This is a genomic window from Streptomyces sp. NPDC002886 (genome assembly GCF_042888445.1).
In the GTDB taxonomy this organism is placed as follows: domain Bacteria; phylum Actinomycetota; class Actinomycetes; order Streptomycetales; family Streptomycetaceae; genus Streptomyces.
The window spans coordinates 515410-541288 of sequence record NZ_JBIAPV010000003.1 but is presented as its reverse complement, the minus strand read 5'-3'; the positions used below and the strand labels follow the sequence as shown (position 1 = coordinate 541288).

Sequence of the window (25879 nt, the reverse complement as noted above, 5' to 3'; positions counted from 1 at the left end):
CCGCGCCTTCCCCCTCGGCCGAACCGCCCCCGTAGCCCCCTCACGCCCCCACCTCCTGCCCGGCCGGGACCTTCGACGCCTCGCACGGGCAGTCCGGATGCGGACGCACGGGGGTGGACCGCCAGTGGAGGGTCGGGAGGGAGGCCTCCCAGCGGGTGGCGGTGGAGGCGGGGAGTTCACCGTCGAGGAAGGACAGGGCGTGGGCCGCGGCCAGGCCGGCGACGGCGGTGGACAGGCCCAGATCGCAGGCGGCGGCGGTGCGGCGGCGGTGGGCCGAGCGCCACTGGACCAGCATGCGCGGCCAGGCCGGGTCCCGGTCGATCCGGTCCCGCTCCATACAGCCGGCGCACGCCGAGGCTCCGGGGAGGACCAGCGGTCCCACCAGCCCGGTCCCCTCCAGTACCCCCGCGTAGAGGTGAGGGGTGCCGGTGGTGATCCAGTCGGCCGCCGTCTGGGGGTCGGGGGCCCAGGACTGCAGGCCGTCCCGGGGCGCGACCACCACCAGGGCCAGCCCCGGCTCCGGCCCCTCGCTCTCGCCGGCCCGGGGCCCGCGTCCGGGGGCCGCGTCGCGGACCGCCGTCCGCGCGGCCTCGGCGCGCAGTCGTCCCACGCTGCCGGCGCCCAGACCGCCCGGCGCCACGTCCGCCGGCTGGGTGCGGCCCCCGTCGAGCACCTCGACCCGGCCGATGCCCGCTCCGGCCAGGACCGAGGCGATCACCGCGCCCACCCTGCCGCTCCCGCGCACCTGAACCCGTATCACCCGGCGGGCGGCGACACCCTGTAAGTCCCCGCCCGGCCGGGGGCGGACCAAGGACAGCGACCCCAGGTCCGGGCCCAGCCGCTCCAGGGTCTCCGGCCGGTTGCGCACCGCCTGGGCGTGCGGGCCGCCGGCCGTGGCGTCGTCGAGCAGCCCGGCCGCCGCCAGCCTGCGCACCACCTCGTCGACCCGGCCGTCCGGGAGTCCCATCACCTTGCCCTCGGACCGGAGCAGCTCCATGCCCCGCGTCCCGTCGATCAGGTCGAGGAGCGAGCCCGTCGCCGTGTCCACGGGGCCGAGCACCACCGCGTGGGCGGGCGTCACCCCGAATTGCACCGTCTGCAGATCCCGCCACGCCCGCGCCAGCGCCGGCTTCACCTTCGGATACATCGCGGCCCTCCCTCGATTCGCGGTTCGATTCGCGCGCCGCATTCCGCCGGGAGCGCGTCGCTTTCCGCAAGATTGCCCGCCCGGCGAAAAGCCTGCGCAAGTTTGTCCACAGGTGAGGGGTATTAGGTATATGAAATGAATGGTGCCGCCGACTGCGCAACGGTTCGTGTTCGACCCGGGGAGGGGCGGGACTTCCGCCGTGGCGAGCGGGTACCGTCATGGCGTGTCAGCCGATCCACCGCAGCGCGCCGTCGAAGTCCGCCGGAGCGCGCGCCGCCGAAGGACCGTATCCGCCTACCGCGAGGGTGATCGTACGGTCGTCCTCATCCCTGCCCGGATGTCCGAGGCCGAGGAACAGCGCTGGGTGGGCGTCATGCTCGACAAGCTGGCGGCGCAGGAGAGCAAGCGCACCTTCGGGGACGCGGAACTCGCCGAGCGCGCGGAGCGTTTGTCCGGGCAGTACTTCAGCGGCCGCGCCCGCCCCCGCACGGTCCGCTGGGTCACCAATCAGAACACCCGCTGGGGCTCCTGCACCCCGGCCGAAGGCAGCATCCGGCTCTCGCACCGCATCCAGGGGATGCCGGAGTATGTCGTCGACTACGTGCTGCTCCACGAGCTGGCGCACCTTCTCGTTCCCGGCCACGGTCCCCGTTTCTGGGAACTGCTGGAGGCGTACCCGCGCACGGAGCGGGCGCGCGGGTACCTCGAAGGGGTCGTCGCCGCCGAACGCCTTCCGAAAGTTCCGGCCGCCCGCGAGGAATGATCCGCATTTAATCGCCATTTGTCCGGGATGTCACACCTTGTGATATGTACCGGGTCGGTACCGACTTGGCCGGATGTCCGAGGTTGGCGTTAGCCTGAGCGGCACGTATTCACAGTCGGGATGGGGGACGGTCTTACGTATGGCCAGGGAATTCCAACGCGGTCACAAGGCCAAAATCAGTGATCTGACGGCGGGCACGGACCTCTACGTGGGTGTCCAGATCGCCGGGCCCGGGCTCGCAATCGACATCAGCTGCTTCGGCCTCGACGCCAACGAACAGCTTTCGGACGACCGCTACTTCGTCTTCTTCAACCAGCCGAAGTCGCCGGAGGAGTCCATCCAGCAGCTCGGCGCGCAGTCCGGCGACACGGAGTCCTTCCGGGTGACCCTGGACCGCATTCCGGCCAACATCCACAAGCTCTCCTTCGCCGCCTCGATCGACGGCGCCGGGCAGATGTCGCAGGTCGGCCCCGGCTACATCCGCATCGTGGCGGGTGGCGAGGAGGTCGTCCGGTACTCCTTCTCGGGCTCTGAGTTCAGCACCGAGCGCGCGCTGATGATCGGCGACTTCTACCTCAAGGACGTGTGGCGCTTCGCCGCCGTCGGCCAGGGCTTCGACGGCGGGCTCGCCGCGCTGCTCCAGAACTTCGGCGGCGAGGTCGCCGAGGAGGAGCAGCCCGCACCGCAGGCGCAGGCCCCGGCCGGCGCGCCCGGCTTCGCCCCGCCGCCGCAGGGATCCGCCCCGGCGCCCTCCTTCGGAGCTCCCGCCCAGGCGCAGCCCCCGGCCCCGGCGCCCGCCTTCGGCGGGCCGCCCCAGGCCCCGGCGCCCGCCCAGGCCCCGGCCCCCGCGCCGTACCAGCAGCCCGTCCACGCGGCCCCCACCATGGCCGCACCGATGGGCGCGCCCCTGGCTCCGCCCGCCCCGGCGCCCTACGGGCAGGTTCCGCCGCCCGCCCCGGCCCCGGCCCCGTACGGGCAGCAGCCGCAGCCCTCGTACGGCCAGGTCCCCGGCCAGCAGCAGCCCCCGTACGGCCAGCAGCCCCCGGGCCAGCAGCCCGGCTTCGGGCAGCAGCCCCAGGGCTACGGCCAGCCCGCCCAGGCGGTTCCCGCCGCCGGCGCCGGACTCGCCGCCGCCCTCCAGCCGTACAAGGAAGCGCCCACCGGCGCCCGCTGGACCCCGCAGAACCAGCAGCTCATGCGCGTCGACCTGGCCATGGGCGGCCAGGCCGTCCTCGCCCGCCAGGGCAGCATGGTGCTCTACCAGGGCAAGGTCGACTTCAGCTACAAGGGCGCGGGCTTCGCCGGCCGCGTCGTCGGCAACGCCACCGGCCAGGAGATGCAGCTGATGCGCTGCACCGGCCGCGGCCAGGTCTTCCTCGCGGAGAACGGCGCCCACCTGCACGCCATCGAGCTCCAGGGCGACGGCATCTGCGTCTCCGCCGAGAACGTCCTCGCCTTCGACGAGTCGCTCCAGCACGAGATCCGCCGCATCGAGGGCCACGGCATCCCGGGCGGCGCGCTGTTCACCATGCAGTTCCAGGGCACCGGCACGGTGATCGTCAAGACGCACGGCGTGCCCGTCGTCCTGCCCGTCACCCCGACCACCTTCGCGGACAGCAACGCCATAGTCGCGTGGTCCTCGGCCGCCCAGGTGATCATCTCCAGTCAGGTCCGGCTGCGCCGCAACGCCTACCCCGGCCACAGCGGGGAGACCGTGAACCTCCAGTTCCGCGGCGCTCCCGGCAACTTCATCGTCGTCCAGCCGTACGAGGTCTGAGGGAGCCCCACATGAATGCCATGAACGCAATGAACCAGCAGCTCGCGGGCTACGCCCCGACCCCCGTCACGGCCCGCATGGAGAACCACGGCCGCGCGATGCTCAAGGTCGCCATGCAGAGCGGCCAGGACCTCTTCGCGCGCACCGGATCGATGGTCGCCTACGAGGGCTTCGTGCAGTACGAGCCCAACCCGCCGGCCGTCCGCCAGATGGCCTCGCAGTGGCTCACCGGCGAGGGCGCCCCGCTCATGAAGTGCACGGGCGACGGCCTGCTCTACCTCGCCGACTACGGCGCGGACGTGGTCGTGATCAACCTCAACAACGACTCGCTCTCCGTCAACGGCACCAACCTCCTCGCCTTCGACGCCCACCTCCAGTGGGGCGTGGAGCGGGTCAAGGGCATGGCCAAGTTCGCCGGACAGGGCCTGTTCAACGTGTCGGTCGCCGGCACCGGCTGGGTCGCGATCACCTCGCGCGGCACCCCGATGGTGGTCGACTGCGGCCGCGGTGAGGACGAGACGTACGTCGACCCCGACGCGCTCGTCGCCTGGTCCCCGAACCTCAAGGTCAAGGGCAAGCGCAGCTTCAAGGCCTCGTCGATGATCGGCCGGGGCAGCGGGGAGGCCTACCAGATGGCCTTCTCCGGCCAGGGCATCGTCGTCGTACAGCCCAGCGAGGACAGCACCGACCGGCTCCGGGCCCGGGGCTGAGGGGGAGAAGACACACCATGCAGAGCTCACTTTTCGCCCACGCCGAGGCGCAGACCCAAGAGCGGTACGCCGTCCAGAACCCGCAGCTGCTGCGGGTCTCGCTGACCGGCTCCGACGACGTGCTCGCCCGCAAGGGCGCGATGGTCGCCTACCAGGGGATCATCGACTTCGACGGCGAGTACCAGAGCACCACCCAGCGCAATGCCCGCGCCCGCACCGGTGAGGGCCTCGACCTGATGCGCTGCTCCGGACAGGGCACGGTCTACCTGGCCAACCTGGCGCAGTACGTCCACGTCGTGGACGTGGACCAGGAAGGCCTCACGGTCGACAGCAGCTACGTGCTGGCCCTGGATTCCACCCTGCACACCGAGGCCATCGCGGTGGACAGCCAGTACGGGATCTCCGGCTCCGGCAAGTACCAGCTCAACATCACCGGCCGCGGCAAGGTCGCGCTGATGACCTCCGGGCAGCCGCTGATGATGCAGGTCACGCCCGACAAGTACGTCAACGCCGACGCGGACGCCATCGTCGCCTGGTCCACCTCGCTGCGCGTGCAGATGCAGGCCCAGACGCACTCCACCGGCGTCTGGCGGCGGCGCGGCAACACGGGCGAGGGCTGGGAGCTGAGCTTCCTCGGCACCGGTTTCGCCCTGGTCCAGCCCAGCGAGGCGCTCCCGCCGCAGAACGCCCAGATCGGGCAGGGCGCGGCCGCGCAGTTCGGCATGGGCCAGCACGGCGCCCACGCGCAGAACCAGAACAACGCCTGGAACTGATCCGGGTCCGGACGGCGACGTCCGCGTACGCACGGACGGAAAGGGGCGGCCCCGCATCGGCGGGGCCGCCCCTTTCCGTGTCCGGCCGGCTAGAGCCGCGCCAGGGTCGCCTCCAGCAGCCGCACCACCGAGGCGTCGGCCACCTCCGCCACCTGGGCGTACGGGAACCAGCGCAGGTCCAGCGACTCGTCGCTGATCGCTTCGAGGGCACCGGCGGGCGCCAGCACGGCGTACTGCACGTCCAGGTGCCAATTGCACGGAGCCGGGATCGGGTGCCGGTCCAGCCGCACCGGGCCGCCGGGCACCAGGGTCAGTCCCTCCGAGATGCCCGACTCCTCCACGGCCTCGCGCATCGCGGCCCCGGCGATGGTCGTGTCACCGGGCTCGCAGTGGCCGCCCATCTGGAGCCACATGCCGAGCTTCTTGTGCAGGGTCAGCAGGACGCGCTCGTGCTTCGGGTCGATCACCAGCGCGCTCCCGGTGATGTGCCCCGCCTGGCAGGGCTTGTAGACCCCGTCCGGGTGGGCGGCCAGGTGCTCCAGGTACAGGTCGCGCAGCTCGGGCTGGTCCTCGTAGGACTTCAGGACCAGCACCGTGTCGTCGTACAGGGTCACTTCTTGTCGTCGCCGTCCTGCTCGCGCTTCTGGGCGGCCTCGCCCAGCATCTTGTCGATCTCGGAGAAGTCCAGCTGCTCGCGGTGCACGAACCCGTCCGGGTCGTCCAGGTCGGAAGCGGTCGGCAGCATGTCCGGGTGCTCCCACAGCCCGTCGCGGCCGTCCACACCGCGCGCGTCCGTGAGCGAGGCCCACAGCCGGGAGGCGTCGCGCAGCCGGCGCGGCCGCAGCTCCAGCCCGATCAGCGTCGCGAAGGTCTGCTCCGCCGGGCCGCCCGAGGCGCGCCGCCGGCGCATGGTCTCGCGCATGGCGTCGGCCGAGGTCAGCCGGGGCTTGGCGGCCTCGTGCACGACCGCGTCCACCCAGCCCTCGACCAGCGCGAGCGCCGTCTCCAGACGGGCCAGCGCGGCCTTCTGCTCGGGGGTGTCCTGCGGCTGGAACATGCCGCCCTGGAGGGCTTCCTGAAGCTGCTCCGGGTTCGACGGGTCGAGCTGGCCGACCACGTCCTCCAGCTTCGAGGTGTCGACCTTGATGCCCCGCGCGTACCCCTCGACCGCGCCGAAGAGGTGCGAGCGCAGCCACGGCACGTGCGCGAAGAGCCGCGCGTGGGCGGCCTCGCGCAGGGCCAGGTACAGCCGCACCTCGTCGGAGGAGACGCCCAGGTCCTTGCCGAAGCTCTCGATGTTCAGCGGCAGCAGGGCCGCCTTGCCGGCCGGGCCCAGCGGCAGCCCGACGTCGGTCGAGCCCACGACCTCGCCCGCGAGGGTGCCCACGGCCTGGCCGATCTGCTGGCCGAACATGGCCCCGCCCATGGAGCGCATCATGCCGAGCAGCGGGCCCGCCATGGCCTGCATCTCCTCGGGCAGGACGCTGCCCATGGCCGCGCCGACGCGCTCGGCGACCGGGTCCACGAGCTCCTTCCACACCGGCAGGGTCGCCTCGACCCATTCGGCGCGGCTCCACGCCACGGCCGTGGCTGCGCCCGACGGCAGCGAGGTGACGTCGTCGAGCCAGTGGTCGGCGAGGCGCACGGCCTCCTCGACCGCCGACTTCTCGGCGAGGCCCACGCTGGCGTCCTTGACCCCGTCCGAGGTGCCCTGCGCCACGGTCTGGCGGGCGATGTCCTTGGCCATGTCCCAGTTGACCGGACCGCCCTCGTAGCTCAGCATCTGGCCGAGCTGCTGGAAGGCGGCGCCGAGGTCGTTCGGGTTCATGGAGCCGAACATCGCGGCGAAGGGGTTGTCGGCGTCGCCCGGACCGCCGGAGCCGCCGGGCAGGCCCGTGCCGAACCCGAACGGAGTCGGGCCGCCCTGACCGCCCTGGTTGCCCTTCTTCTTGCCCTCGTCGCCGTTGTCCGGCTCCTCGGGCGGAAGGCCGAATCCGAATGGGGTGTCGCTCACGGGTTTCCTCGGCTCGTAGGGCCGCCGGCGGGAGCCGGCGGGCAATGGTTCGACAACAGTGCTTCGACAACACCACCCAGCGTAGACACCAGACCCGCTTCAGGGCTCGGTGCTCCGCTGACTCCTGGGCTGCGGCAGGATGGACATCGACTGGTGGGTGCGCGTTACGGCGCGTCCCTACTGAAGACAACCGCTGGAGACGCCTGGTGAGTTCCCCAGATCCGCACGCTTTGGACGAGCAGGGCCCGGAAAACCGCCCTGAGCACGGCGAGGACGCCCAGGGCGTTCGCCGCACGCGAAACCCGGGCGGTTCCGCGCGCCGAGGCCCCGTGATCGCCGTGACCGGCGCCGCCTCGGGAGTCGGGGCGGCCCTGGTGACGAGGCTGGCCGCGTCGGAGGAGGTCAAGCAGGTCGTCGCGATCGACGAGCGGCGCGGGGAGTGCGCCGACGCGCAGTGGCACCTCCTGGACGTACGGGACCCCGCGATCGCGGAGAAGCTGCGCGGCGCGGACGTCGTGGTGCACCTGGCCCTCGACCTCGACCTGGAGACGGACCCGGCGGCCCGTACGGCGTACAACGTGCGGGGGACCCAGACCGTGCTCACCGCCGCCGCGGCGGCCGGAGTGCACCGGGTCGTGCTCTGTACCTCGGCCATGGTCTACGGGGCCCTGCCGGACAACGACATCCCCCTCTCCGAGGACGCCGAGCTGCGCGCCACCGCCGAGGCGACCGGCGTCGGCGACCTGCTGGAGATCGAGCGGCTGGGCCGCCGGGCGCCGCGCGCGCACCCCGGCCTGAACGTCACCGTGATCCGCCCGGCGGTCCTGGTCGGCGGTACGGACACCGCGCTGACCCGCTACTTCGAGTCCCCGCGCCTGCTGGTGGTGGCGGGCTCCCGCCCGACCTGGCAGTTCTGCCACGTCGAGGACCTGGTCAGCGCGCTGGAGTACGCGGCCCTGGAGAAGGTCGAAGGAGAGCTGGCCGTCGGCTGCGAGGGCTGGCTCGAACAGGAGGAGGTCGAGGAGCTGAGCGGCATCCGCCGCATGGAGCTCCCCTCCGCCGTGGCCCTGGGCGCGGCGGCCAGGCTGCACCGCATCGGCCTCACCCCGTCCCCCGCGGGGGACCTGGCGTACACGATGCACCCGTGGGTGGTCAGCGTCAGCGGGCTGCACGCGGCGGGGTGGCGGCCGCGCTGGACCAACGAGGAGGTGCTGGCGGAGCTCCTCCAGGAGGTCGCGGGCCGGCACACCGTCGCGGGGCGCCGACTGGGCCGCAAGGACGCCACGGCGGCCGGCGCCGCGGGTGCGACGGTCGCGCTGCTGGGCGCCGCCGCGGCGATCCGCGCAGCCCGCCGGCGCCGGGGCATCTGACGGGGCCGGGGCGGCCCTCCGGCCCGGGCCGCCCTCCCGTGGCCGGCGGGTTTCTGTAGGAGGCTCCCAAGGGGGCCGGTGGGGCCCTGGTGAAACTGCTATTCCGCCGGGTCGGCGGCTAGGGCACGATGGAAGGTATGGCACCGCACTTCGACCACCCCGGCGAGCACGCCGCTCCGGACCCGATCCGGCTGCTCGAAATCCGTGAGACCGCGCTCTCGATCGACGAGGTCTTCCAGGCCGTCGGCGACGACGCGACGGGCGGCACGACGCTCTTCGTCGGCACGGTGCGCGACCACGACAGCGGGGCGGACGTCGACCAGCTCGGCTACTCCTGCCACCCCTCCGCCGAGGCGGAGATGCGCCGCGTCGCCGAGCGGGTCGTGGAGAAGTACCCGGTCCGCGCCCTCGCTGCCGTCCACCGCATCGGCGACCTGGCCGTCGGCGACATCGCGGTGATCGTCGCCGTCTCCTGCCCGCACCGCGGCGAGGCCTTCGAGGCCGCCCGCATGCTGATCGACGACCTCAAGCACGAGGTCCCGATCTGGAAGCACCAGACCTTCTCGGACGGCACGGAGGAGTGGGTCGGGGCCTGCTGACGCGGGGGGCCGGCGGGCCGGCCCGTGGGGCGGCAGTGAAAGATGGGGCTTGCCCCGTTCGGACGCGCAACACGCCCTCGATTTGCGTAACCCCCTCCCGGGCAGCAGCGTTGAAGCCACCAACAACAGGTAACTCGGGGTAGGGAGACACGCCCATGGCGTCTTTGGCGTGGTTGCTGATTCCGCTGTTCGCCGCGATCGGTGCGGCGATATGGGGCAGCTGGGCGGCACGCGACCGCACGGCAGGCGACATATCCGAGCTCGCCGGCTACGCGCGGTTCCGCGAGGCCATGGGCCAGAGCGAACCGGGCGCGGCGAAGGCGGGCGCGGACGCGCAGCGCAAGAAGGACACCGTCGACTCCGTCTGACTCGGCGGCGGGCCCCCGTACGGACCGGCCCCGGGGGCCGCTCGTCAGGGCCGTCACGTACTGTCGATCCATGCCACGCCGCACTGCGACGATGCTCGCCTCCACCCTCATGCTCTTCGCGCTGCTCTGCGCGGGAGTGTTCATGAAGGCCCCGTACTCCGAGATGAGTCCGGGCCCGACCGTGAACACGCTCGGGGACTCGCACGGCGAGCCCGTCCTGAACATCTCGGGGCACAAGACGTACCCGACCACCGGGCACCTGAACATGACGACGGTCCGCGTCACCAGTGCGGACTACGACATGAACCTGCTGGAGGCCGTGTACGGCTGGGCGTCGGGCGACAACATCGTCGTACCGCACGAGAACCTGTACCCGGACGGCAAGACCGAGCAGGAGTCCACGCAGGAGAACGCCGAGGAGTTCAGCCAGTCGCAGGAGAGCGCCAAGGTGGCCGCCCTCAAGCAGCTCGGCATCCCGGTCGCCGCCCGCGTGATCGTCGCGTCCGTGGTCAAGGACAGCCCCTCCGAGGGCAAGCTGCACGCCGGGGACGTCATCAAGGCCGTGGACGGCACCCCCGTCAAGGCTCCCGAGGACGTGGCCAAGCTGGTCACCCGGCACAAGCCCGGCGAGCCGGTCGTGTTCACCATCGTGCCCGCCGCCGAGGCCGCCGAGGCCGAGAAGGCGCACCGCGAGCCCACCGGCACCACGAAGGTCACGATCATCGCCGGCAAGGCGGAGGGCGACGGTCACGCCATCGTCGGCATCCGGGCCGGGACCGACCACACCTTCCCGTTCACCATCGACATCAAGCTCGCCGACGTCGGCGGCCCCAGCGCCGGCCTGATGTTCGCGCTCGGCATCGTCGACAAGCTCACCCCGGAGAACCTGACCGGCGGCAAGTTCGTCGCGGGCACCGGCACCATCGACGACGCGGGCAAGGTCGGCCCGATCGGCGGCATCCAGATGAAGACCATCGGTGCCCGCCAGGCCGGCGCCCAGTACTTCCTGACCCCCGCCGAGAACTGTGCCGCCGCCGCGGGCGACGTGCCCGACGGGCTGACGCTCGTGAAGGTCTCCACCATCGACGACGCCGTGAAGGCGCTGGAGAAGATCGGCAAGGGGGACACGGCCGGGCTGACGCAGTGCAGCGCCAAGCCCTGACCGCCCCCCGTCACGGACTCAGTCGAGGAAGGTCGCGGCCAGCGCCTCGGCGAGACCCGGCACCAGCGTCGCGCCGGTCAGCACCTCGTTCGCCGAGTCCTTGTCCCGCAGCCGTACGGCCGACTCCCGCGACCCGTCGCGCAGGACGCCCACGGTCAGCCGGACCTCCTGGCGCTCCGGGTGGGTGGCGACCCACTGGGTGAGCTGCTTGTCGGTGAGCCCCTCCGGTACGGAGGACTCCGCCGACGGCGGCAGCATCAGCCGCTCCACGGTCAGCGCGCAGCCCAGGATCGACGGGGGCCAGGCGATGGTTCCCAGGAACTTGTCCAGCGGGGTCCCGGCCGGTACCTCGTCCTGCTCGATCGGGGTGAGCTGGTTCTTGCCCGTGTCGTCCTGGTCGAGGCCGAGCTGGCGGGCGACGCCCGGCGCCTCCTTGCGCAGCCTGGCCGTGTCGACCAGGGCGAAGAGCCGGGCGGGCTTGTCCCAGCCGAGGGTGGAGGCGTACTCGTCGATTTCGAGGACGGCACGGGTCAGCGGGCTGGCCGCCATAGGGGTGCCGGGGGACGGCGAAAGGTTGGACATGGGCAACATCCTGCCTCCTTTCCACCGGATACCGGGAACTGACTAAAGCCTCAGTAAGTTGCATGAGTGGGTTCTACGATCGGGGGCCCATGCTTTGAAAACTCATCGCATCACTTACACACAGCGACTTTCGAGGTGCGCACCTTGGCTTTCCAGATGCCGGACCGCGGCGGAGGCCCCTCCGGGCCACGGATGAGAGTCGGCCGCCCGTCCCGGCGCGCCCGGACTCTTCTGATGACCTTGGGCGTGCTTGCCGTCCTGGCCATGGCGTTCATCATGTTCGCCGGCTTCTGGACGGACTGGCTCTGGTTCCGCTCCGTCAACTACTCCACCGTCTTCACCACCACCCTGTGGACCAAGGTCGGCCTCTTCGCCGTCTTCGGTCTCCTCATGGCCGGTGCCGTCGGGCTGAACATCTGGCTGGCCCACCGGCTGCGGCCGCCGCTCAGCGCGATGTCGATGGAGCAGCAGAGCCTCGACCGCTACCGGATGACCGTCGCGCCGTTCCGCAAGTGGCTGCTGCTCGGCATCTCCGCGCTGGTCGGCCTGATCGCGGGCGCCTCGGCGGCGGGCCAGTGGAAGACCTGGCTGATGTACGTGAACGGGGTGCCCTTCGGCACGAAGGACCCCCAGTTCAACCTGGACGTGTCGTTCTACACCTTCGACCTGCCCTGGTACCGCTTCCTGCTCGGCTTCGGCTTCGCCGCGGTCGTGCTCTCGGTGATCGCCGCCGCCGTCGTGCACTACCTCTACGGGGGACTGCGCGTCACCAGCCCGGGTGCGCGGGCCACCGCCGCTGCCACCGGTCACCTGTCGGTGCTGCTCGGCCTCTTCGTCACGCTCAAGGCGGTCGCGTACTGGCTCGACCGGTACGGCCTCGCGGTGAAGTCCAGCGACTTCAAGGCCGCGGACAACTGGACCGGCCTGCGCTACGTCGACGCCAACGCGTACCTGCCGGCCAAGACGATCCTGGTCGCCATCGCCGCGATCTGCGCGGTGCTGTTCTTCGCGACGCTGTGGCGCCGCACCTGGCAGCTCCCGGTCATCGGCTTCGGCCTGATGGTGCTCTCGGCGATCCTGATCGGCGGGCTGTACCCGGCGATCGTGCAGAAGTTCCAGGTCCAGCCGAACGAGCAGGCCAAGGAATCCCCGTACGTCCAGAAGAACATCAAGGCGACGCGCGACGCCTACGGGGTCGCCGACGCCTCCGTCAAGGACTACCCGGGCCTGCCGGACCCCAAGGCGGACAAGAAGGTGCTGCGCCAGGAGGCCAACACCACGGCGAGCATCCGCCTGCTCGACCCGAACATCGTGTCCCCGGCCTTCCAGCAGCTCCAGCAGAACAAGGGCTACTACGGTTTCCCGGCCACGCTGGCGGTCGACCGGTACAAGGGCCAGGACACGGTCATCGGGCTCCGTGAGATCAACCTCGCGGGCATCCCGAAGAACAACTGGATCAACGACCACTTCCGTTACACCCACGGATTCGGTGTGGTCGCGGCCAAGGGCACCGAGGTGACCGCGAACGGCGAGCCGCTGTTCACCGAGTCGGGCCTGCCCGCGGCGGGCGACCTCGGCGAGTACGAGCAGCGGATCTACTACGGCGAGCAGACGAAGCAGTACTCGATCGTCGGCGGACCGCAGAAGGAGCTCGACTACGCCAACGACTCGGGTGAGAAGGAGACCACCTACAAGGGCGACAGCGGGGTGAGCCTGAGCAACCCGGTCAACCGTGCCGCGTACGCCCTGGCCTTCAGCGAACCGCAGATCCTTTACTCCGGCGCCATCGGCGACGGTTCGAAGATCCTCTACAACCGCACGCCCAAGGAGCGGGTCGAGGCGGTCGCCCCGTGGCTGACCATCGACGGAGCCGTCTACCCGGCGGTGATCGACGGCCGCGTCCAGTGGATCGTGGACGCCTACACCACGACCAACGGCTACCCGTACGCGTCCCGCACGCAGCTCGGGGACAGCACGGCGGACTCGCTGACCAACTCCCAGCGCGCCGTGGTGGCGCAGGAGAACCAGGTCAACTACATCCGCAACTCCGTGAAGGCCACCGTCGACGCCTACGACGGCACGGTGAAGCTGTACCAGTGGGACACCAAGGACCCGGTCCTCAAGACCTGGATGAAGGCGTTCCCCGGCACGGTGAAGGACAAGAAGGACATCTCGCCGACCCTGATGGAGCACCTGCGCTACCCGCAGGACCTCTTCAAGGTCCAGCGCGAGCTGCTGACCCGGTACCACGTCACGGACCCGCAGACCTTCCTCAGCGGCAGTGAGGTCTGGGCCGTCCCGGACGACCCGACCACCAAGGCGGGGACGGCGGTTCCGCCGTACTACCTCTCCATGAAGATGCCGGGCCAGAAGGAACCCGACCAGGCCTTCTCGCTCACCACGACGCTCACGCCGAACGGCAGGGACAACCTGAGCGCCTTCATGGCGGTCAACGCCGATCCCACCACCGCGGACTACGGCAAGATCCAGTTGCTGAAGCTGCCCACGCAGAACCCGGTGGACGGGCCGAAGCTGGTCCAGGCGAGGTTCAACTCCAAGCCGGAGATCGCCCAGGAGATCAACATCCTGAGCCGGGGCGATTCCCAGGTGGAGTACGGCAACCTGCTCACGGTCCCGCTCGACAAGGGAATGCTCTACGTCGAGCCGGTGTACGTGCGCGGCGGCGGCCTCAAGTACCCGCTGCTGAAGAAGGTCTTGGTGACCTACGGGGACCAGACGGCCTTCGAGGACACGCTGGAGAAGGCGCTGAACGTGGTGTTCGGGGCCGAGTCGGCGACCCGGCCCCCGGGTGACGGCACGACCACTCCGCCGGGCGACGGGACCACCACCCCGCCGCCGGCCAGCCAGGACCCGACGGTCAAGGCGGCCCTCGCCGATGCGCAGAAGGCGGTCGACGACGCCGACAAGGCGCTGAAGGCCGGCGACTGGACGGCGTACGGAAAGGCCCAGAGCGATCTGCAGGCCGCCCTGAAGCGGGCGATCGAGGCCGAGGCGAAGGTGACGCCGCCCGCGGCGACGCCCACCCCCTCCGGGTAGCGGTAATGGTTCCACCCCGCGTCGTGCTACTGTTGGTTTACCGACGCGGGGTGGAGCAGCTCGGTAGCTCGCTGGGCTCATAACCCAGAGGTCGCAGGTTCAAATCCTGTCCCCGCTACTGAAGACGAAGGCCCGGATCCGATGGATCCGGGCCTTCGTCATGCCCAATCGAGTTTTTCGCCGACTCGGGGTCACTGGGGTGGGTGAGTTGGGGTGTGAGCGTGTTTGACTTGTCTCTCTGTGGGCATGTCGACAAAACGCTGTAGTGACCTCACTGGCTGCGACATACCAGGTGTACGCGGGTAGCAGGTGATGCGACGATGGGATTTATGGGGGACAGGTCAACTCTGCTGGAGACAGGGCGGTTTGTGAGGGCGGACTCCGAATCGGATGCGGAGGCCGATGGGGCGGCTCAGGCCGTTGACGTGCGGACCGCGATGACCACGCGGGCAGCACGGACCACGGCCGCGGCGCCGACCACGCCGGACGTGTCGGACGCGTCAGTCGACGCGTTGTTCGACGACGCGGTCTTCGGGCTGACCGACGCGGCCGGCGACGCCGCGCTGGAGGCCCGGCACCGGGTCGCCGCCGACAAGGGGGACCCGGGCGCGATGAGCGTACTGGGAGCCCTCCTGCTGCGCCGCGGCGACCTCGCGGGAGCCGAGCCGTACCTGCGCGGGGCGACCGGCGCGGGCGACCGCGCGGCCGCCAACAACCTGGGCGTGCTGCTGCACCAGCGCGGCTACCCCGAAGAGGCCGCCGGCTGGTGGCGGGTGGCCGCCGTGGCCGGATCCGCTCCCGCCGCGCACGCCCTGGGCCGCCACTACCGCGAGCGGGGCGACGAGCCCGCCGCCGAGTACTGGATGCGCCAGGCGGCGGAATCCGGCCATGCCCTGGGGGCCTACGGCCTCGCCGACCTGCTGGAGCACCGCGGGGACAAGGGCGTCGAGCGCTGGTTCCGGGCCGCCGCGGAGCAGGGGCACCGCGAGGCCGCGTACCGGCTGGCCCGGCACCTGCGCAAGGGCGACCCGGCCGAGGCCGAGCAGTGGTACCGGCAGGCCGCCGCGCGCGGCCACCGGCGCGCCGGGCTGCACCTGGGCGCGCTGCTGGAGGCGCGCGGGGAGCTGAAGGAGGCCGGGCGCTGGTACCTCACCTCCGCCAAGCAGGGCGAGGCGCGGGCGGCCTGCGCCCTCGGCTTCCTGCTGCGCGACGCCGGTGACGAGGAGAACGCGGCCACCTGGTGGCTGCGCGCCGCGCAGGACGGCGACGGCAACGCGGCGAACGCGCTCGGCGCCCTGCACGCCGCGCGCGGCGAGACCCAGACGGCGGAGAAGTGGTACCGGGCCGCGATGGACGCGGGCGACCAGAACGGGGCGTACAACCTCGCGCTGCTCTGCGCCGCCCAGGAGCGGACCGGGCCGGCCGAGCAGTGGTACCGGCGCGCGGCGTACGCGGGACACCGAGAGGCGGCCAACGCGCTGGCCATCCTGCTGCTGCAGGGCGGTGACGCGGAGGGCGCCGAGCCGTGGTTCTCGAAGGCCGCGGAGGCGGGGAGCGTGGACGCCGCCTTCAACCTCGGCATCCTGTTCGCCAGCCGGGACGAGGACCGCACGGCCCTGAAGTGGTACGAGCGGGCGGCCTCGGCGGGACACACCGACGCGGCGCTCCAGGTCGGCATCGCGCTGGTCCGCGACGGCGAGGAGCGGGCGGCGGAGCGGCACCTGCGCTGCGCGGCCGGCGGCGGCAGCGCGGAGGCCGCCTTCCGGCTGGCCGCGCTGCTGGAGTCCCTGGCACCGCCGCCGGAGCCGGTGGCGCTGGGCGAGCCGGTGGGCGGAGCCGCGCGCACCGAGAGCGAGGAGTGGTACGAGCGGGCCGCCGAGCTGGGGCACCGGCGTGCCCAGGTCCGGGTCGGCATGCTGGCGGCCGCGCGGGGCGAGCTGGGGGCCGCGGCGCGGTGGTACCGGGAGGCGGCGGAGGCCGGCTCGCGCAACGGCGCCTTCAACCTGGGGCTGCTGCTGGCGCGCGAGGGCAACGAGCCCGAGGCGGCGCTGTGGTGGACCCGGGCGGCGGTGGCCGGTCACGGGCGGGCGGCGCTGCGGCTGGGCCTGCTCGCGGCCCGGCAGGGAGACCTGACGGAGGGCCAGAAGTGGTGCGTGCGCGCCATGGAACTGGGCCCCGCGGAGGTCTCCGAGCGGGCGGCCCGACTGCGCGAGGCGCTTGCCGAGGAACTCTCGGCCTGACCCTGACCCGTCCGCTCCCTGCCACCCGGGGCCCAGGCGCTGGGTTCGTACAGCCATGACGTGGCGCGGGGGTGGGCGTAGCGCAGGAAGGGCCCTGGCCATGCGGGCGGTGCGGGGGCACGGCCTCCGGGGCCCCGGGGGAGGGGGCCGCGGAGGGGCCTTCGGAAGGGACCCGTTAACCGATTTGCATCTGCTCGCCCCGCTCCCGTAGAGTCAGGTTTACCGACGCGGGGTGGAGCAGCTCGGTAGCTCGCTGGGCTCATAACCCAGAGGTCGCAGGTTCAAATCCTGTCCCCGCTACTGAAGAACCGAAGGCCCGGATCCCCTGGATCCGGGCCTTCGGTCGTTCTCGTGTAGGAAGACGGCAAAGAGGGCCGGGGCTCGATGAGCCCCGGCCCTCCTTCGCTCGCTACGCCCCCGTCACGCCCCGGCGCAGTTGGGGCACACGCCGCGGTACGTGACCTCGACCGTCGACACCGTGAAGCCGAAGCGCTCCGTGTCCGGCAGGTCGGCCAGCGGGTTGCCCGCCGGGTGCACGTCCCGGATCGCCCCGCACTGCGCGCACACCAGGTGCTGGTGGGGGCGGTGGGCGTTCGGGTCGTACCGCTTGGCGCGCCGGTCCGTGGACACCTCCAGGACCTCGCCCAGGGTGACGAGCTCGCCCAGCGTGTTGTAGACGGTCGCGCGGGAGATCTCCGGCAGCCGGTCCACGGCGCGCGCGTGCACCTCGTCGGCCGTCAGGTGAACGTGGTCACCGTCGAGCACCTCGGCCACGACGCGCCGCTGTGCGGTCATGCGCCATCCGCGTCCGCGAAGTCGTTCCAGCAGGTCACTCATGTACGCAGCCTAACAGCGAGGGGATTCGATGTAACTCCCGAACGTGTGTCGACTTGGATGCTTACTTGACTTAGACAAAGTCCATCGTAGGATCGGTTACGTTAGGGCGCAGGACAGGTTTGCAGCAAATTTACGCAGGAGGCGCATAGTGACGACGCAGGGACCGCTCACCACGGAGGCCGGAGCTCCGGTAGCTGACAACCAGAACAGCGAGACCGCCGGTATCGGCGGCCCCGTTCTGGTTCAGGACCAGCTGCTGCTGGAGAAGCTCGCGCACTTCAACCGCGAGCGCATCCCGGAGCGCGTGGTGCACGCCCGTGGCGCCGGTGCCTACGGCACGTTCACGCTGACCCGTGACGTCTCGCAGTGGACCCGGGCGAAGTTCCTGTCCGAGGTCGGCAAGGAGACCGAGACCTTCCTGCGCTTCTCCACCGTCGCCGGCAACCTCGGCTCCGCCGACGCCGTGCGCGACCCCCGCGGCTGGGCGCTGAAGTTCTACACCGAAGAGGGCAACTACGACCTCGTCGGCAACAACACCCCGGTGTTCTTCATCAAGGACGCCATCAAGTTCCCCGACTTCATCCACACCCAGAAGCGCGACCCGTACACGGGCTCGCAGGAGGCGGACAACGTCTGGGACTTCTGGGGTCTGTCGCCCGAGTCCACCCACCAGGTGACCTGGCTGTTCGGTGACCGCGGCATCCCGGCGTCCTACCGCCACATGAACGGCTTCGGCTCGCACACGTTCCAGTGGAACAACGAGGCCGGCGAGGTCTTCTGGGTCAAGTACCACTTCAAGACCGACCAGGGCATCAAGAACCTCACCCAGGCCGAGGCCAACCAGCTCGCCGGCGAGGACCCCGACTCGCACCAGCGCGACCTGCGCGAGTCGATCGAGCGCGGTGACTTCCCGTCCTGGACCGTGCAGGTCCAGATCATGCCGGCGGCCGAGGCGGCCGGGTACCGCTTCAACCCGTTCGACCTCACCAAGGTGTGGCCGCACGCGGACTACCCGCTGATCGAGATCGGCAAGCTGGAGCTCAACCGCAACCCGGAGAACGTCTTCGCCGAGGTCGAGCAGTCGATCTTCTCCCCGGCGCACTTCGTCCCCGGCATCGGTCCGTCCCCGGACAAGATGCTCCAGGGCCGTCTCTTCGGCTACGGCGACGCCCACCGCTACCGCGTCGGCATCAACGCCGACCACCTGCCGGTGAACCGCCCGCACGCCACCGAGGCGCGCACCAACTCCCGCGACGGCTACCTGTACGACGGCCGCCACGCGGGCGCCAAGAACTACGAGCCGAACAGCTTCGGCGGCCCGCACCAGACGGACCGTCCGCTGTGGGTCTCCTCCGCCGTCACCGGTGGCACGGGCAACCACGCCGCGCCCTCGCACTCCGAGGACAACGACTTCGTCCAGGCGGGCAACCTCTACCGCCTGTACTCGGAGGACGAGAAGACCCGTCTGATCGAGAACCTCTCCGGCTTCATCGCCAAGGTCTCCCGCGACGACATCGTCGAGCGCGCGATCAACAACTTCCGCCAGGCGGACGGTGACTTCGGCAAGCGTCTCGAGGCCGCGGTCCAGGCCCTCCGCGCCTGATCGACGCCTTGCCGTAGCAGGCCGACGGGCCGGTGCTCCCCGCGAGGGGGCGCCGGCCCGTCGGCCGTTCCTACGCGGGCACGGAGGCGGGCACGGCGGTGCGCCGCGCCGGGGCCCAGCAGCGGATGACATCGCGCACGGACACGATGCCCACCGGGCCGCCGTGCTCCAGGACGATCAGATGACGGAAGCCGCCGTGGGCCATCGCCTCGGCGGCTTCCTGCACGGTGGCGTCCGGGGTGCAGAAGACCACGTTGTTGGTGGTGTGCGCGCCCACGGACTCCCGGTCGGGATCGTGGCCCGCGCCGATCGAGTTGAGGATGTCGCGCTCGGTCAGGATGCCGATGCCGCTGTGTTCGGGATCGAGGACCACGGCGGCGCCGACGCGCCGGCCGGACATCAGGCAGGCCGCCTGCCGCAGGGTGTGAGTGGGGCCGAGGGTGAGGATCACGGTGCTCATGGCGTCGCGGACGAGCATGAAGAGAGCCACCTCCTGGTGAGTCCCTCCGCTTGGGTGGGTGCGCGCGAGGGGCCGCACTTAGAGAAGCCCTTCACAAGCGCACAAGCGGAGGAGTCTCAGATTCCCACGCGCACGGAGTGTCAGCAAGGAGGCGCGTAAGGGGCACATTCGGCACGTACGGGCGCAGGCCACCGCCGCGGCGGCGCGCGCCCGTCGCGCGGACGTCAGCCGCGCGGGCGCAGCAGGTCGAGCATCTCCGTGTGCAGCAGCCCGTTCGAGGCCGCCGCGTTGCCGCCGTGCACGCCGTCCACCCCGTCGAGCGAGGTGAAGCGGCCGCCGGCCTCCTCCACCACGACCGCCAGGGCCGCCATGTCCCACAGGTTCAGCTCCGGCTCGGCGCACAGGTCGAGCGAGCCCTCGGCGACCATCATGTACGGCCAGAAGTCGCCGTAGCCCCGCGTGCGCCAGCACGCGCGGGTCAGGTCCAGGAAGCCGGGCAGCCGCCCCTGCTCCTCCCAGCCGCTCAGCGAGGAGTAGGCGAAGGAGGCGTCGCCGAGGGCGGCGACCTTCGAGACGCCGAGCGCGGTGGTCGCGCCGAGCGCGCCGCCCGCGTAGGCCCCCCGGCCGCGCGCCGCCCACCAGCGGCGGCCCAGCGCCGGCGCGGACACCACGCCGACGACGGGACGGAAGGCGCCGTCGGCCTGCTCCTCCATGAGGGAGATCAGCGTCGCCCACACCGGAACGCCGCGCACGTAGTTCTTCGTACCGTCGATCGGGTCCACGACCCAGCGGCGCGGGCCGTCGCCCTTGAGGCCGTACTCCTCGCCCAGGATGGCGTCGGAGGGCCGCGCGGCGGCGATCCCGGCCCGGATGATCTCCTCGGTGGCGGTGTCGGCCTCGCTCACCGGGGTCATGTCGGGCTTGGTCTCGACCTTCAGGTCGAGGGCGCGGAACCGCTCCATCGTGGCGGCGTCCGCCGCGTCGGCGAGTTCGAGGGCAAGGCGCAGGTCATCGTCATACTCGGGCATGCCAGAACCCTACCGAGGCGGCCGGGACGGCGGGGCGGGCGTCCACGGTGCGGCACGGGCACCCTTGACAGGATCTGTCGGTCCGTCAACTCTGGCGGAGACGTCGACCGGAGGTCTCACAGGGGAGGCGACGGTGCCCACGGCCCGGGAGTCCTTGCTCGAAGCGGCGGGAGCGGCGCTCGCGGCGCGTCCGTGGCCGGCCGTGCGGATGATCGACGTGGCGGCCGCCGCCGGGGTCTCGCGGCAGACCCTCTACAACGAGTTCGCGGGCAAGACGGGCCTGGGCCACGCCCTGGTGCGGCGCGACGCGGCCTGGTACCTCGACGGTGTGGACCGGGCCCTGTCCGCCCCGGGTGTTCCGGTCCTTCCGGGCGCTCCGGGCGGGAGGGTGGCGGCGGTCGCGGAGTGGACCGTGCGCGCGGGCCGCGAGCGCCCCCTGGTACGGGCCTTGCTGACGGGGTGCTGGAACGGCAACTTACCCGTCCCGGCCGGCCGCGGGGTCCGGCCGGGACTGCCCGCGCTGGGGCCCGACGAGCTGATCCGAGGGGTCCGCGAGCGGGCCCGCGCCGTGTTCGGGGCGGGGGTGGGGGCCTGGGACGGAGCGGGGAGCGGGGCGGGCGACGGGGCACAGGAAGAGGCCCAGCGGTGCGAGCTCGCCGTGCGGCTCGCGCTGTCCTACCTGATCGCCCCGGCCGAGCCGCCGGGGGCGGACCGGGCGGGGCTGCTGCGGCTGCTCAGTGGGACGAGCCCGAGAGCTGCAGCCCGATGACGCCGAGGATCACCAGCGAGATCGAGACGAGCTTGAGGGTGGAGACCAGATCCCCGAGGAAGACCATCCCGTAGATCGCCGTTCCGGCCGCCCCGATGCCGGTCCACACCGCGTAGGCCGGGCCCACGTCCAGCTTCTTCAGGGCCAGCGTCAGCAGACCGAAGCTGCCGAGCGCGAAGCACGCGAAGGCGATCGTCGGCCACAGCCGGGTGAAGCCGTGCGAGAGTTTGAGGCAGACCGCGAACCCCGTTTCCAGGATCCCGGCGACCACGACCAGCAGCCACGCCATGGCGTATGCCTCCCCGCGTCATGTGACGCGCTCACGGGCCGGGCCCGGGCGTCACTTGGTGCGATTATGCATTTACCAGACATCGGGGGCGGCAAACCCCGCCGGTCCTTCACCCTTCGATCAGGCGCCCGCCCGATCAGTTGCCCGCCCGGTCGGTCATCCGCTCGGTCAGTCGCCCTCGCGGCGCTCGCGCGTCTCCAGCAGCCGCCGCAGCGAGTACAGCCGCGCCGGATCCGCGTGGCCGTCCTCCACCCACTTGTCGAGCGCGCAGTCCGGTTCGTCGTGGCTGCACGCGCGCGGGCACCCCTCCGTCCCCGGCACCAGCTCCGGGAAGGCCAGGATGACCCGGGACGGGTCCACGTGGTGCAGGCCGAAGGACCGTACGCCCGGGGTGTCGATGACCCAGCCGTCCCCGCCCGGCAGCGGCAGCGCGAGCGCGGAGGTGGTGGTGTGCCGGCCGCGGCCGGTCACCGAGTTGACGACGCCGGTCGCGCGCTGGCGGCCCTCGGCGACCAGCGAGTTCACCAGCGTGGTCTTGCCGACGCCGGAGTGGCCGACGAAGGCGGTGATCCGGCCGTTCAAGCGCTCGCGCACCCGTTCGGCCGCGTCGCCCGTCGCCAGCTCCTCGCGGTTGGTGACCACGTAGTTCAGGCCGAAGGTCGAGTAGATCTCCAGGATCTTGTCCGCGGAGGTCAGGTCGGACTTCGTGAGCACCAGCAGCGGTTCCAGCCCGGCGTCGTACGCGGCCACCAGGCAGCGGTCGATCATCCGGGGGCGGGGTTCCGGGTCGGCCAGCGCCGTCACGATGGCCAGCTGGTCGGCGTTGGCGACGACGACGCGCTCGTACGGATCGTCGTCGTCGGCCGTGCGCCGCAGGACGGACTTGCGCGCCTCGATCCGCACGATGCGGGCGAGGGTGTCCTTCTTGCCGGACAGGTCACCGACGATCCAGACCCGGTCCCCGACCACCGCCGCCTTGCGGCCCAGCTCGCGGGCCTTCATCGCGTGCACCGGACGGTCCTCGACCAGACAGGTGAGCCGGCCGCGGTCCACGGTCAGGACCATGCCCTCGGCCGCGTCCTCGTGCTTGGGGCGGATCGTCGTACGCGGCCGGTTGCCCTTGGGGTTGGGCCGCTGGCGGATGTCGTCCTCGTCGGTGTTCTTGTTGTACCTGCGCATGGCGGGCCCTACGCTCCCACGCCTGCCGGAGCCGCGTCGGCCCGGGCGAGCATGTCCGCCCACATCCTCGGGAAGTCCGGCAGGGTCTTCGCGGTCGTCCCCACGTTCTCGATGAGCACGCCCTCCACCGCCAGGCCGATCACCGCGCCGGCCGTGGCCATCCGGTGGTCGTCGTACGTGTGGAACGTGCCGCCGTGCAGCGTGCGCGGCCGGATCCGCAGACCGTCCGCGGTCTCGGTGACATCGCCGCCGAGGCCGTTGATCTCCTTGGTGAGCGCCGCCAGCCGGTCCGTCTCGTGCAGCCGCAGGTGCGCGACCCCGCGCAGCACCGACTCCGAGTCGGCCAGCGCCGCGACCGCCGCGATGCCCGGGGTGAGCTCCCCGACCTCGCTCAGGTCCACGTCGATGCCGTGGATCTTGCCGGTGCCGGTGAAGACCAGGCCCGCGTCCGTCAGCTCACAGGAGCCGCCCATCTCCGTGAAGATCCGGCGCAGCGCGTCACCGGGCTGGGTGGTGCGGCGCGGCCAGTCGGGGATGGTGACCGTGCCGCCGGTGATCAGGGCCGCCGCCATGAAGGGCTGTGCGTTGGACAGGTCCGGCTCCACGACCAGGTCGCGGCCGAGCAGGGCGCCGGGGGCGACCCGCCAGACGTTCTTCTCGCCGCCGGACTCGGGGGTGTCGACCTGCGCGCCCGCCGCGCGCAGCATCTCCACCGTCATCCGGATGTGCGGCATCGACGGCAGGTTGGTGCCCACGTGCCGGACCTCGACGCCCTGGTTGAAGCGCGGGGCGGAGAGCAGCAGCGCGGAGACGAACTGCGAGGAGTTGCTCGCGTCGATCTCGACGGTCCCGCCCTCCAGGGCGCCGCCGCCCTGGACGGTCAGGGGCAGTGCCCCGCGGCCGTCGTCGTCGATGCGGGCGCCGAGCGTGCGCAGCGCCGTGATGACCTGGCCGAGGGGGCGCTCGTAGGAGCGCGGGTCGCCGTCGAAGCGGATGTCGCCGGAGGCGAGGGTGGCGACGGGCGGCAGGAAGCGCATGACCGTGCCCGCGTTGCCGACGTCGACCGTGGCCGGTCCGTGCAGCGCGGTCGGGATGATCCGCCAGGCCTCACCGGCCTGGCCCTCGCCGGCGGAGCTGGAGGAGACCGTCTCCTCGATGCCCACGCCCAGCGCGCGCAGCGCGTCGGACATCAGCTGGGAGTCGCGCGAACGCAGCGGGCGGCGCACCCAGCCCGGCTCGGAGGCGAGCGCGGCGAGCACGAGGGCGCGGTTGGTGACCGATTTGGACCCGGGCACGGTGACGGTGGCCTGGACGGCGGTGTCGGCGAGCGGGGCGGGCCAGAGGGCGGGGAGCGCGGGGGTCTCGGTCATGGCCACCACTTTAGTGGCTTCCCATGGCCGCAGATCTTGATCACCGGGGGAGTCTCGGCGGTCGGACGTCCGGCGACCCCGGCCGGTCCGCGGTGGGGCGGCGGTGGGGCGGGGCCGAGCCGCGGTCGGTCAGAGGGCGAGCAGCCAGCGGCCGCCGCCGACGAGCGAGCACAGCGCGACCACGTGGAAGAGCAGCAGCCACACCACCGGGTGCACGTGGGTCAGCCGTCCGAGCTGGTCCGCGTCGGAGTCCGGAGCCGCGCCGCCCCGGCGCTTGGCCCCCAACTCGAAGACCGGCCGGACGCCGCCGAGGAGCAGGAACCACACCACGGCATAGGCGAAGACCGCCTGCACGTCCGCCGGGGCCAGCCAGGAGACCAGGACGAAGGTGGCGCCCGTGAGCAGCACCGTCAGCAGCCCGTACGCGTTGCGGATCATCACCAGCACCGCCAGCAGCAGTGCCGTCGCCGCCCACAGCAGCAGGGTGATCCGGTGTGCCGAGAGCAGGGCCGCCCCGCCGAGACCGAGCAGGGAGGGCGCCGTGTACCCGGAGGCGGCGGTGAGGACCATGCCGAGGCCGGTGGGCTTGCCGCGGCTGACGGTGACCCCGCTGGTGTCCGAGTGCAGCCGGATCCCGTCCAGGCTGCGGCCCGTCAGCAGGGCCAGCAGTCCGTGACCGCCCTCGTGGGCGATGGTGATGGCGTTGCGCGACAGCCGCCACACCGGTCGAGGGCCCACCGCCACGAGCGCCGCCAGCCCCGTCGCGATCACCAGCCACTGGTCGGGCGCCGCCTGTATGCCGGTGAGCCGGTCCCACAGGCCGGCCGTGGTGCTCGTGTTCATGAGGTGGCGGACTCCTTGCGGTGGCGATCGGGTGACATGGCAGTGTGGCAGCCATGTGCGGAAGGTATGCGGCCAGTCGTGGGCCGGAGGAGCTGGCCGAGGTCTTCGGGGTGGAGCGGTGGGAGCCGGAGGAGGTGCTGGCTCCGGACTGGAACGTGGCTCCGACGAAAGAGGTCCACGTCATCCTCGACCGTCCTTTGAAGGACGCTCCGAGCAGGCGTCCGGTTCGCCAGCTGAGGGTCCTGAAATGGGGGCTGGTCCCTTCCTGGGCGCAGAACCCCGACGGCGCCGCCCGGATGATCAACGCCCGGTCCGAGACCATCGCCGAGAAGCCCTCCTTCCGCCGCCCCTTCGCGCAGCGCCGCTGCATCGTCCCGGCGGACGGCTACTACGAGTGGGTCACCGCCCACGACGAGCGGGAGCTCGAGGTCGAGGGCAAGAAGAAGCGGGCGCGCAAGCAGCCCTACTTCGTCCTCCCCTCCGACGGCTCCGTCTTCGCCATGGCCGGGATATACGAGTTCTGGCGCGACCGGACCCTGCCCGGCGAGCATCCGCTCGCCTGGTGGGCCACCTGCTCCGTGATCACCGCCGAGGCCGAGACCGGCCCGCTCGGCGTGGCCCCCGCCGAGGGTCCGCGCTCGCTCGCCGACATCCACCCCCGGATGCCCCTGATGCTCACCCCGGACCGGTGGGACGCCTGGCTGGACCCGGCGCGGACCGACCCCGACGAGCTCCAGGCCCTGCTGGCGCCGCCGCCCGGCGGGCTGATGCGCGCCTATCCGGTGTCCACGGCCGCGAGCAACGTCCGCAACAACGGGCCCGAACTGCTGGAGGAGCTGGACGGGCCGGAGGAGGGCACGCTCTTCTGACGATCCGATCCGGTCCGGCCTCTGACGGCCCCGCGCGCTCCGGTCGGACCCGGCGCTCCGGCGGGCCCCG

General features: G+C 71.7%; 24 protein-coding genes and 2 tRNA genes. 15 read left to right on the top strand and 11 right to left on the bottom strand.

The window, feature by feature from the left end:
* Positions 1–40: 40 nt before the first annotated feature.
* Positions 41–1147, bottom strand: a complete 1107-nt coding sequence (locus ACFYYB_RS14710; RefSeq protein WP_389435618.1) for a TOMM precursor leader peptide-binding protein — start codon at positions 1145–1147, stop codon at positions 41–43.
* A gap of 139 nt (positions 1148–1286) precedes the next feature.
* On the opposite strand from ACFYYB_RS14710, the gene ACFYYB_RS14705 reads away from it, so the two are divergent.
* From ACFYYB_RS14705 to ACFYYB_RS14690, 4 genes are all read left to right on the top strand, one after another.
* Positions 1287–1910, top strand: coding sequence for a M48 family metallopeptidase (locus ACFYYB_RS14705; RefSeq protein ID WP_389435617.1), 624 nt, complete (start codon positions 1287–1289; stop codon positions 1908–1910).
* Positions 1911–2049: 139 nt separating this feature from the next.
* A complete protein-coding gene (locus ACFYYB_RS14700) occupies positions 2050–3687 on the top strand; it encodes a TerD family protein (RefSeq protein WP_389435616.1) in 1638 nt (545 codons plus the stop codon).
* Positions 3688–3716: 29 nt separating this feature from the next.
* The gene (locus tag ACFYYB_RS14695; protein WP_327309266.1) at positions 3717–4397 is read left to right on the top strand and encodes an AIM24 family protein; all 681 of its coding nucleotides are present in this window, start codon (positions 3717–3719) and stop codon (positions 4395–4397) included.
* Between the two features lie 17 nt (positions 4398–4414).
* Positions 4415–5170: an AIM24 family protein gene (locus tag ACFYYB_RS14690; protein WP_327304653.1), complete on the top strand. Its 756-nt coding sequence runs from the start codon at positions 4415–4417 to the stop codon at positions 5168–5170.
* Between the two features lie 89 nt (positions 5171–5259).
* Here the strand turns inward: ACFYYB_RS14690 and ACFYYB_RS14685 are convergent, their stop codons facing one another.
* A complete protein-coding gene (locus ACFYYB_RS14685) occupies positions 5260–5784 on the bottom strand; it encodes an NUDIX hydrolase (RefSeq protein WP_389435615.1) in 525 nt (174 codons plus the stop codon).
* Positions 5781–7184: a zinc-dependent metalloprotease gene (locus ACFYYB_RS14680; RefSeq protein WP_389435614.1), complete on the bottom strand. Its 1404-nt coding sequence runs from the start codon at positions 7182–7184 to the stop codon at positions 5781–5783. The genes ACFYYB_RS14685 and ACFYYB_RS14680 overlap by 4 nt, the downstream gene beginning before the upstream one ends.
* A 206-nt stretch (positions 7185–7390) precedes the next feature.
* Between ACFYYB_RS14680 and ACFYYB_RS14675 the strand changes: the two genes are divergently transcribed.
* From ACFYYB_RS14675 to ACFYYB_RS14660, 4 genes are all read left to right on the top strand, one after another.
* Positions 7391–8554 (top strand): SDR family oxidoreductase, encoded by a 1164-nt coding sequence (locus ACFYYB_RS14675; protein WP_389435613.1) that lies wholly within the window; start codon positions 7391–7393, stop codon positions 8552–8554.
* Between the two features lie 137 nt (positions 8555–8691).
* Complete coding sequence (locus ACFYYB_RS14670) at positions 8692–9153, top strand: molybdenum cofactor biosynthesis protein MoaE (RefSeq protein WP_389435612.1); 462 nt, start codon at positions 8692–8694, stop codon at positions 9151–9153.
* 155 nt (positions 9154–9308) lie between these two features.
* On the top strand, positions 9309–9521 hold the full coding sequence (locus ACFYYB_RS14665; RefSeq protein ID WP_389435611.1) for a hypothetical protein: 213 nt from the start codon (positions 9309–9311) through the stop codon (positions 9519–9521).
* A 70-nt stretch (positions 9522–9591) separates the two neighbouring features.
* A complete protein-coding gene (locus tag ACFYYB_RS14660) occupies positions 9592–10683 on the top strand; it encodes a PDZ domain-containing protein (protein ID WP_389435610.1) in 1092 nt (363 codons plus the stop codon).
* Positions 10684–10701: 18 nt separating this feature from the next.
* Here ACFYYB_RS14660 and ACFYYB_RS14655 read toward each other — a convergent pair whose 3' ends face one another.
* Positions 10702–11274, bottom strand: a complete 573-nt coding sequence (locus ACFYYB_RS14655; RefSeq protein WP_327304647.1) for a PPA1309 family protein — start codon at positions 11272–11274, stop codon at positions 10702–10704.
* A gap of 126 nt (positions 11275–11400) precedes the next feature.
* Here ACFYYB_RS14655 and ACFYYB_RS14650 point away from each other — a divergent pair, with 126 nt between their 5' ends.
* The 4 genes from ACFYYB_RS14650 (at position 11401) to ACFYYB_RS14635 (ending at position 16862) form a co-directional block, all read left to right on the top strand.
* Positions 11401–14322, top strand: coding sequence for a UPF0182 family protein (locus tag ACFYYB_RS14650; protein WP_389435609.1), 2922 nt, complete (start codon positions 11401–11403; stop codon positions 14320–14322).
* 44 nt (positions 14323–14366) lie between these two features.
* Positions 14367–14440, top strand: a tRNA-Met gene (locus ACFYYB_RS14645).
* Positions 14441–14642: 202 nt separating this feature from the next.
* Positions 14643–16562: a tetratricopeptide repeat protein gene (locus ACFYYB_RS14640; protein ID WP_389435608.1), complete on the top strand. Its 1920-nt coding sequence runs from the start codon at positions 14643–14645 to the stop codon at positions 16560–16562.
* A gap of 226 nt (positions 16563–16788) precedes the next feature.
* A tRNA-Met gene (locus ACFYYB_RS14635) sits at positions 16789–16862 on the top strand.
* Positions 16863–16982: 120 nt separating this feature from the next.
* Here the strand turns inward: ACFYYB_RS14635 and ACFYYB_RS14630 are convergent.
* On the bottom strand, positions 16983–17399 hold the full coding sequence (locus tag ACFYYB_RS14630; RefSeq protein WP_266881047.1) for a Fur family transcriptional regulator: 417 nt from the start codon (positions 17397–17399) through the stop codon (positions 16983–16985).
* Between the two features lie 148 nt (positions 17400–17547).
* On the opposite strand from ACFYYB_RS14630, the gene ACFYYB_RS14625 reads away from it, so the two are divergent.
* The gene (locus tag ACFYYB_RS14625) at positions 17548–19002 is read left to right on the top strand and encodes a catalase (protein ID WP_389435607.1); all 1455 of its coding nucleotides are present in this window, start codon (positions 17548–17550) and stop codon (positions 19000–19002) included.
* A 70-nt stretch (positions 19003–19072) separates the two neighbouring features.
* Here the strand turns inward: ACFYYB_RS14625 and ACFYYB_RS14620 are convergent, their stop codons facing one another.
* Together ACFYYB_RS14620 and hisN are read right to left on the bottom strand one after the other, a co-directional pair.
* Entirely contained in the window at positions 19073–19480 is a 408-nt protein-coding gene (locus ACFYYB_RS14620; RefSeq protein ID WP_389435606.1) for a cyclic nucleotide-binding/CBS domain-containing protein, read from the bottom strand.
* Between the two features lie 206 nt (positions 19481–19686).
* Positions 19687–20490 (bottom strand): histidinol-phosphatase, encoded by an 804-nt coding sequence (gene hisN / locus ACFYYB_RS14615; RefSeq protein WP_389435605.1) that lies wholly within the window; start codon positions 20488–20490, stop codon positions 19687–19689.
* Positions 20491–20623: 133 nt separating this feature from the next.
* Here hisN and ACFYYB_RS14610 point away from each other — a divergent pair, with 133 nt between their 5' ends.
* Positions 20624–21259, top strand: a complete 636-nt coding sequence (locus ACFYYB_RS14610; protein WP_389435604.1) for a TetR/AcrR family transcriptional regulator — start codon at positions 20624–20626, stop codon at positions 21257–21259.
* Here the strand turns inward: ACFYYB_RS14610 and ACFYYB_RS14605 are convergent.
* From ACFYYB_RS14605 to ACFYYB_RS14590, 4 genes are all read right to left on the bottom strand, one after another.
* Positions 21225–21548 (bottom strand): multidrug efflux SMR transporter, encoded by a 324-nt coding sequence (locus ACFYYB_RS14605; RefSeq protein WP_112447780.1) that lies wholly within the window; start codon positions 21546–21548, stop codon positions 21225–21227. The genes ACFYYB_RS14610 and ACFYYB_RS14605 overlap by 35 nt on opposite strands.
* Positions 21549–21716: 168 nt before the next feature.
* A complete protein-coding gene (rsgA, locus tag ACFYYB_RS14600; RefSeq protein ID WP_389435603.1) occupies positions 21717–22727 on the bottom strand; it encodes a ribosome small subunit-dependent GTPase A in 1011 nt (336 codons plus the stop codon).
* An 8-nt stretch (positions 22728–22735) separates the two neighbouring features.
* Positions 22736–24097 carry a 3-phosphoshikimate 1-carboxyvinyltransferase gene (gene aroA, locus ACFYYB_RS14595; protein WP_389435602.1) on the bottom strand — a complete coding sequence of 454 codons (1362 nt, stop codon included), beginning with the start codon at positions 24095–24097 and terminating at the stop codon, positions 22736–22738.
* Positions 24098–24226: 129 nt separating this feature from the next.
* The gene (locus ACFYYB_RS14590) at positions 24227–24940 is read right to left on the bottom strand and encodes a M50 family metallopeptidase (RefSeq protein ID WP_389435601.1); all 714 of its coding nucleotides are present in this window, start codon (positions 24938–24940) and stop codon (positions 24227–24229) included.
* A 53-nt stretch (positions 24941–24993) separates the two neighbouring features.
* Here ACFYYB_RS14590 and ACFYYB_RS14585 point away from each other — a divergent pair, with 53 nt between their 5' ends.
* Positions 24994–25809 (top strand): SOS response-associated peptidase, encoded by an 816-nt coding sequence (locus ACFYYB_RS14585; protein WP_389435600.1) that lies wholly within the window; start codon positions 24994–24996, stop codon positions 25807–25809.
* The last annotated feature ends 70 nt before the right edge of the window (positions 25810–25879 follow it).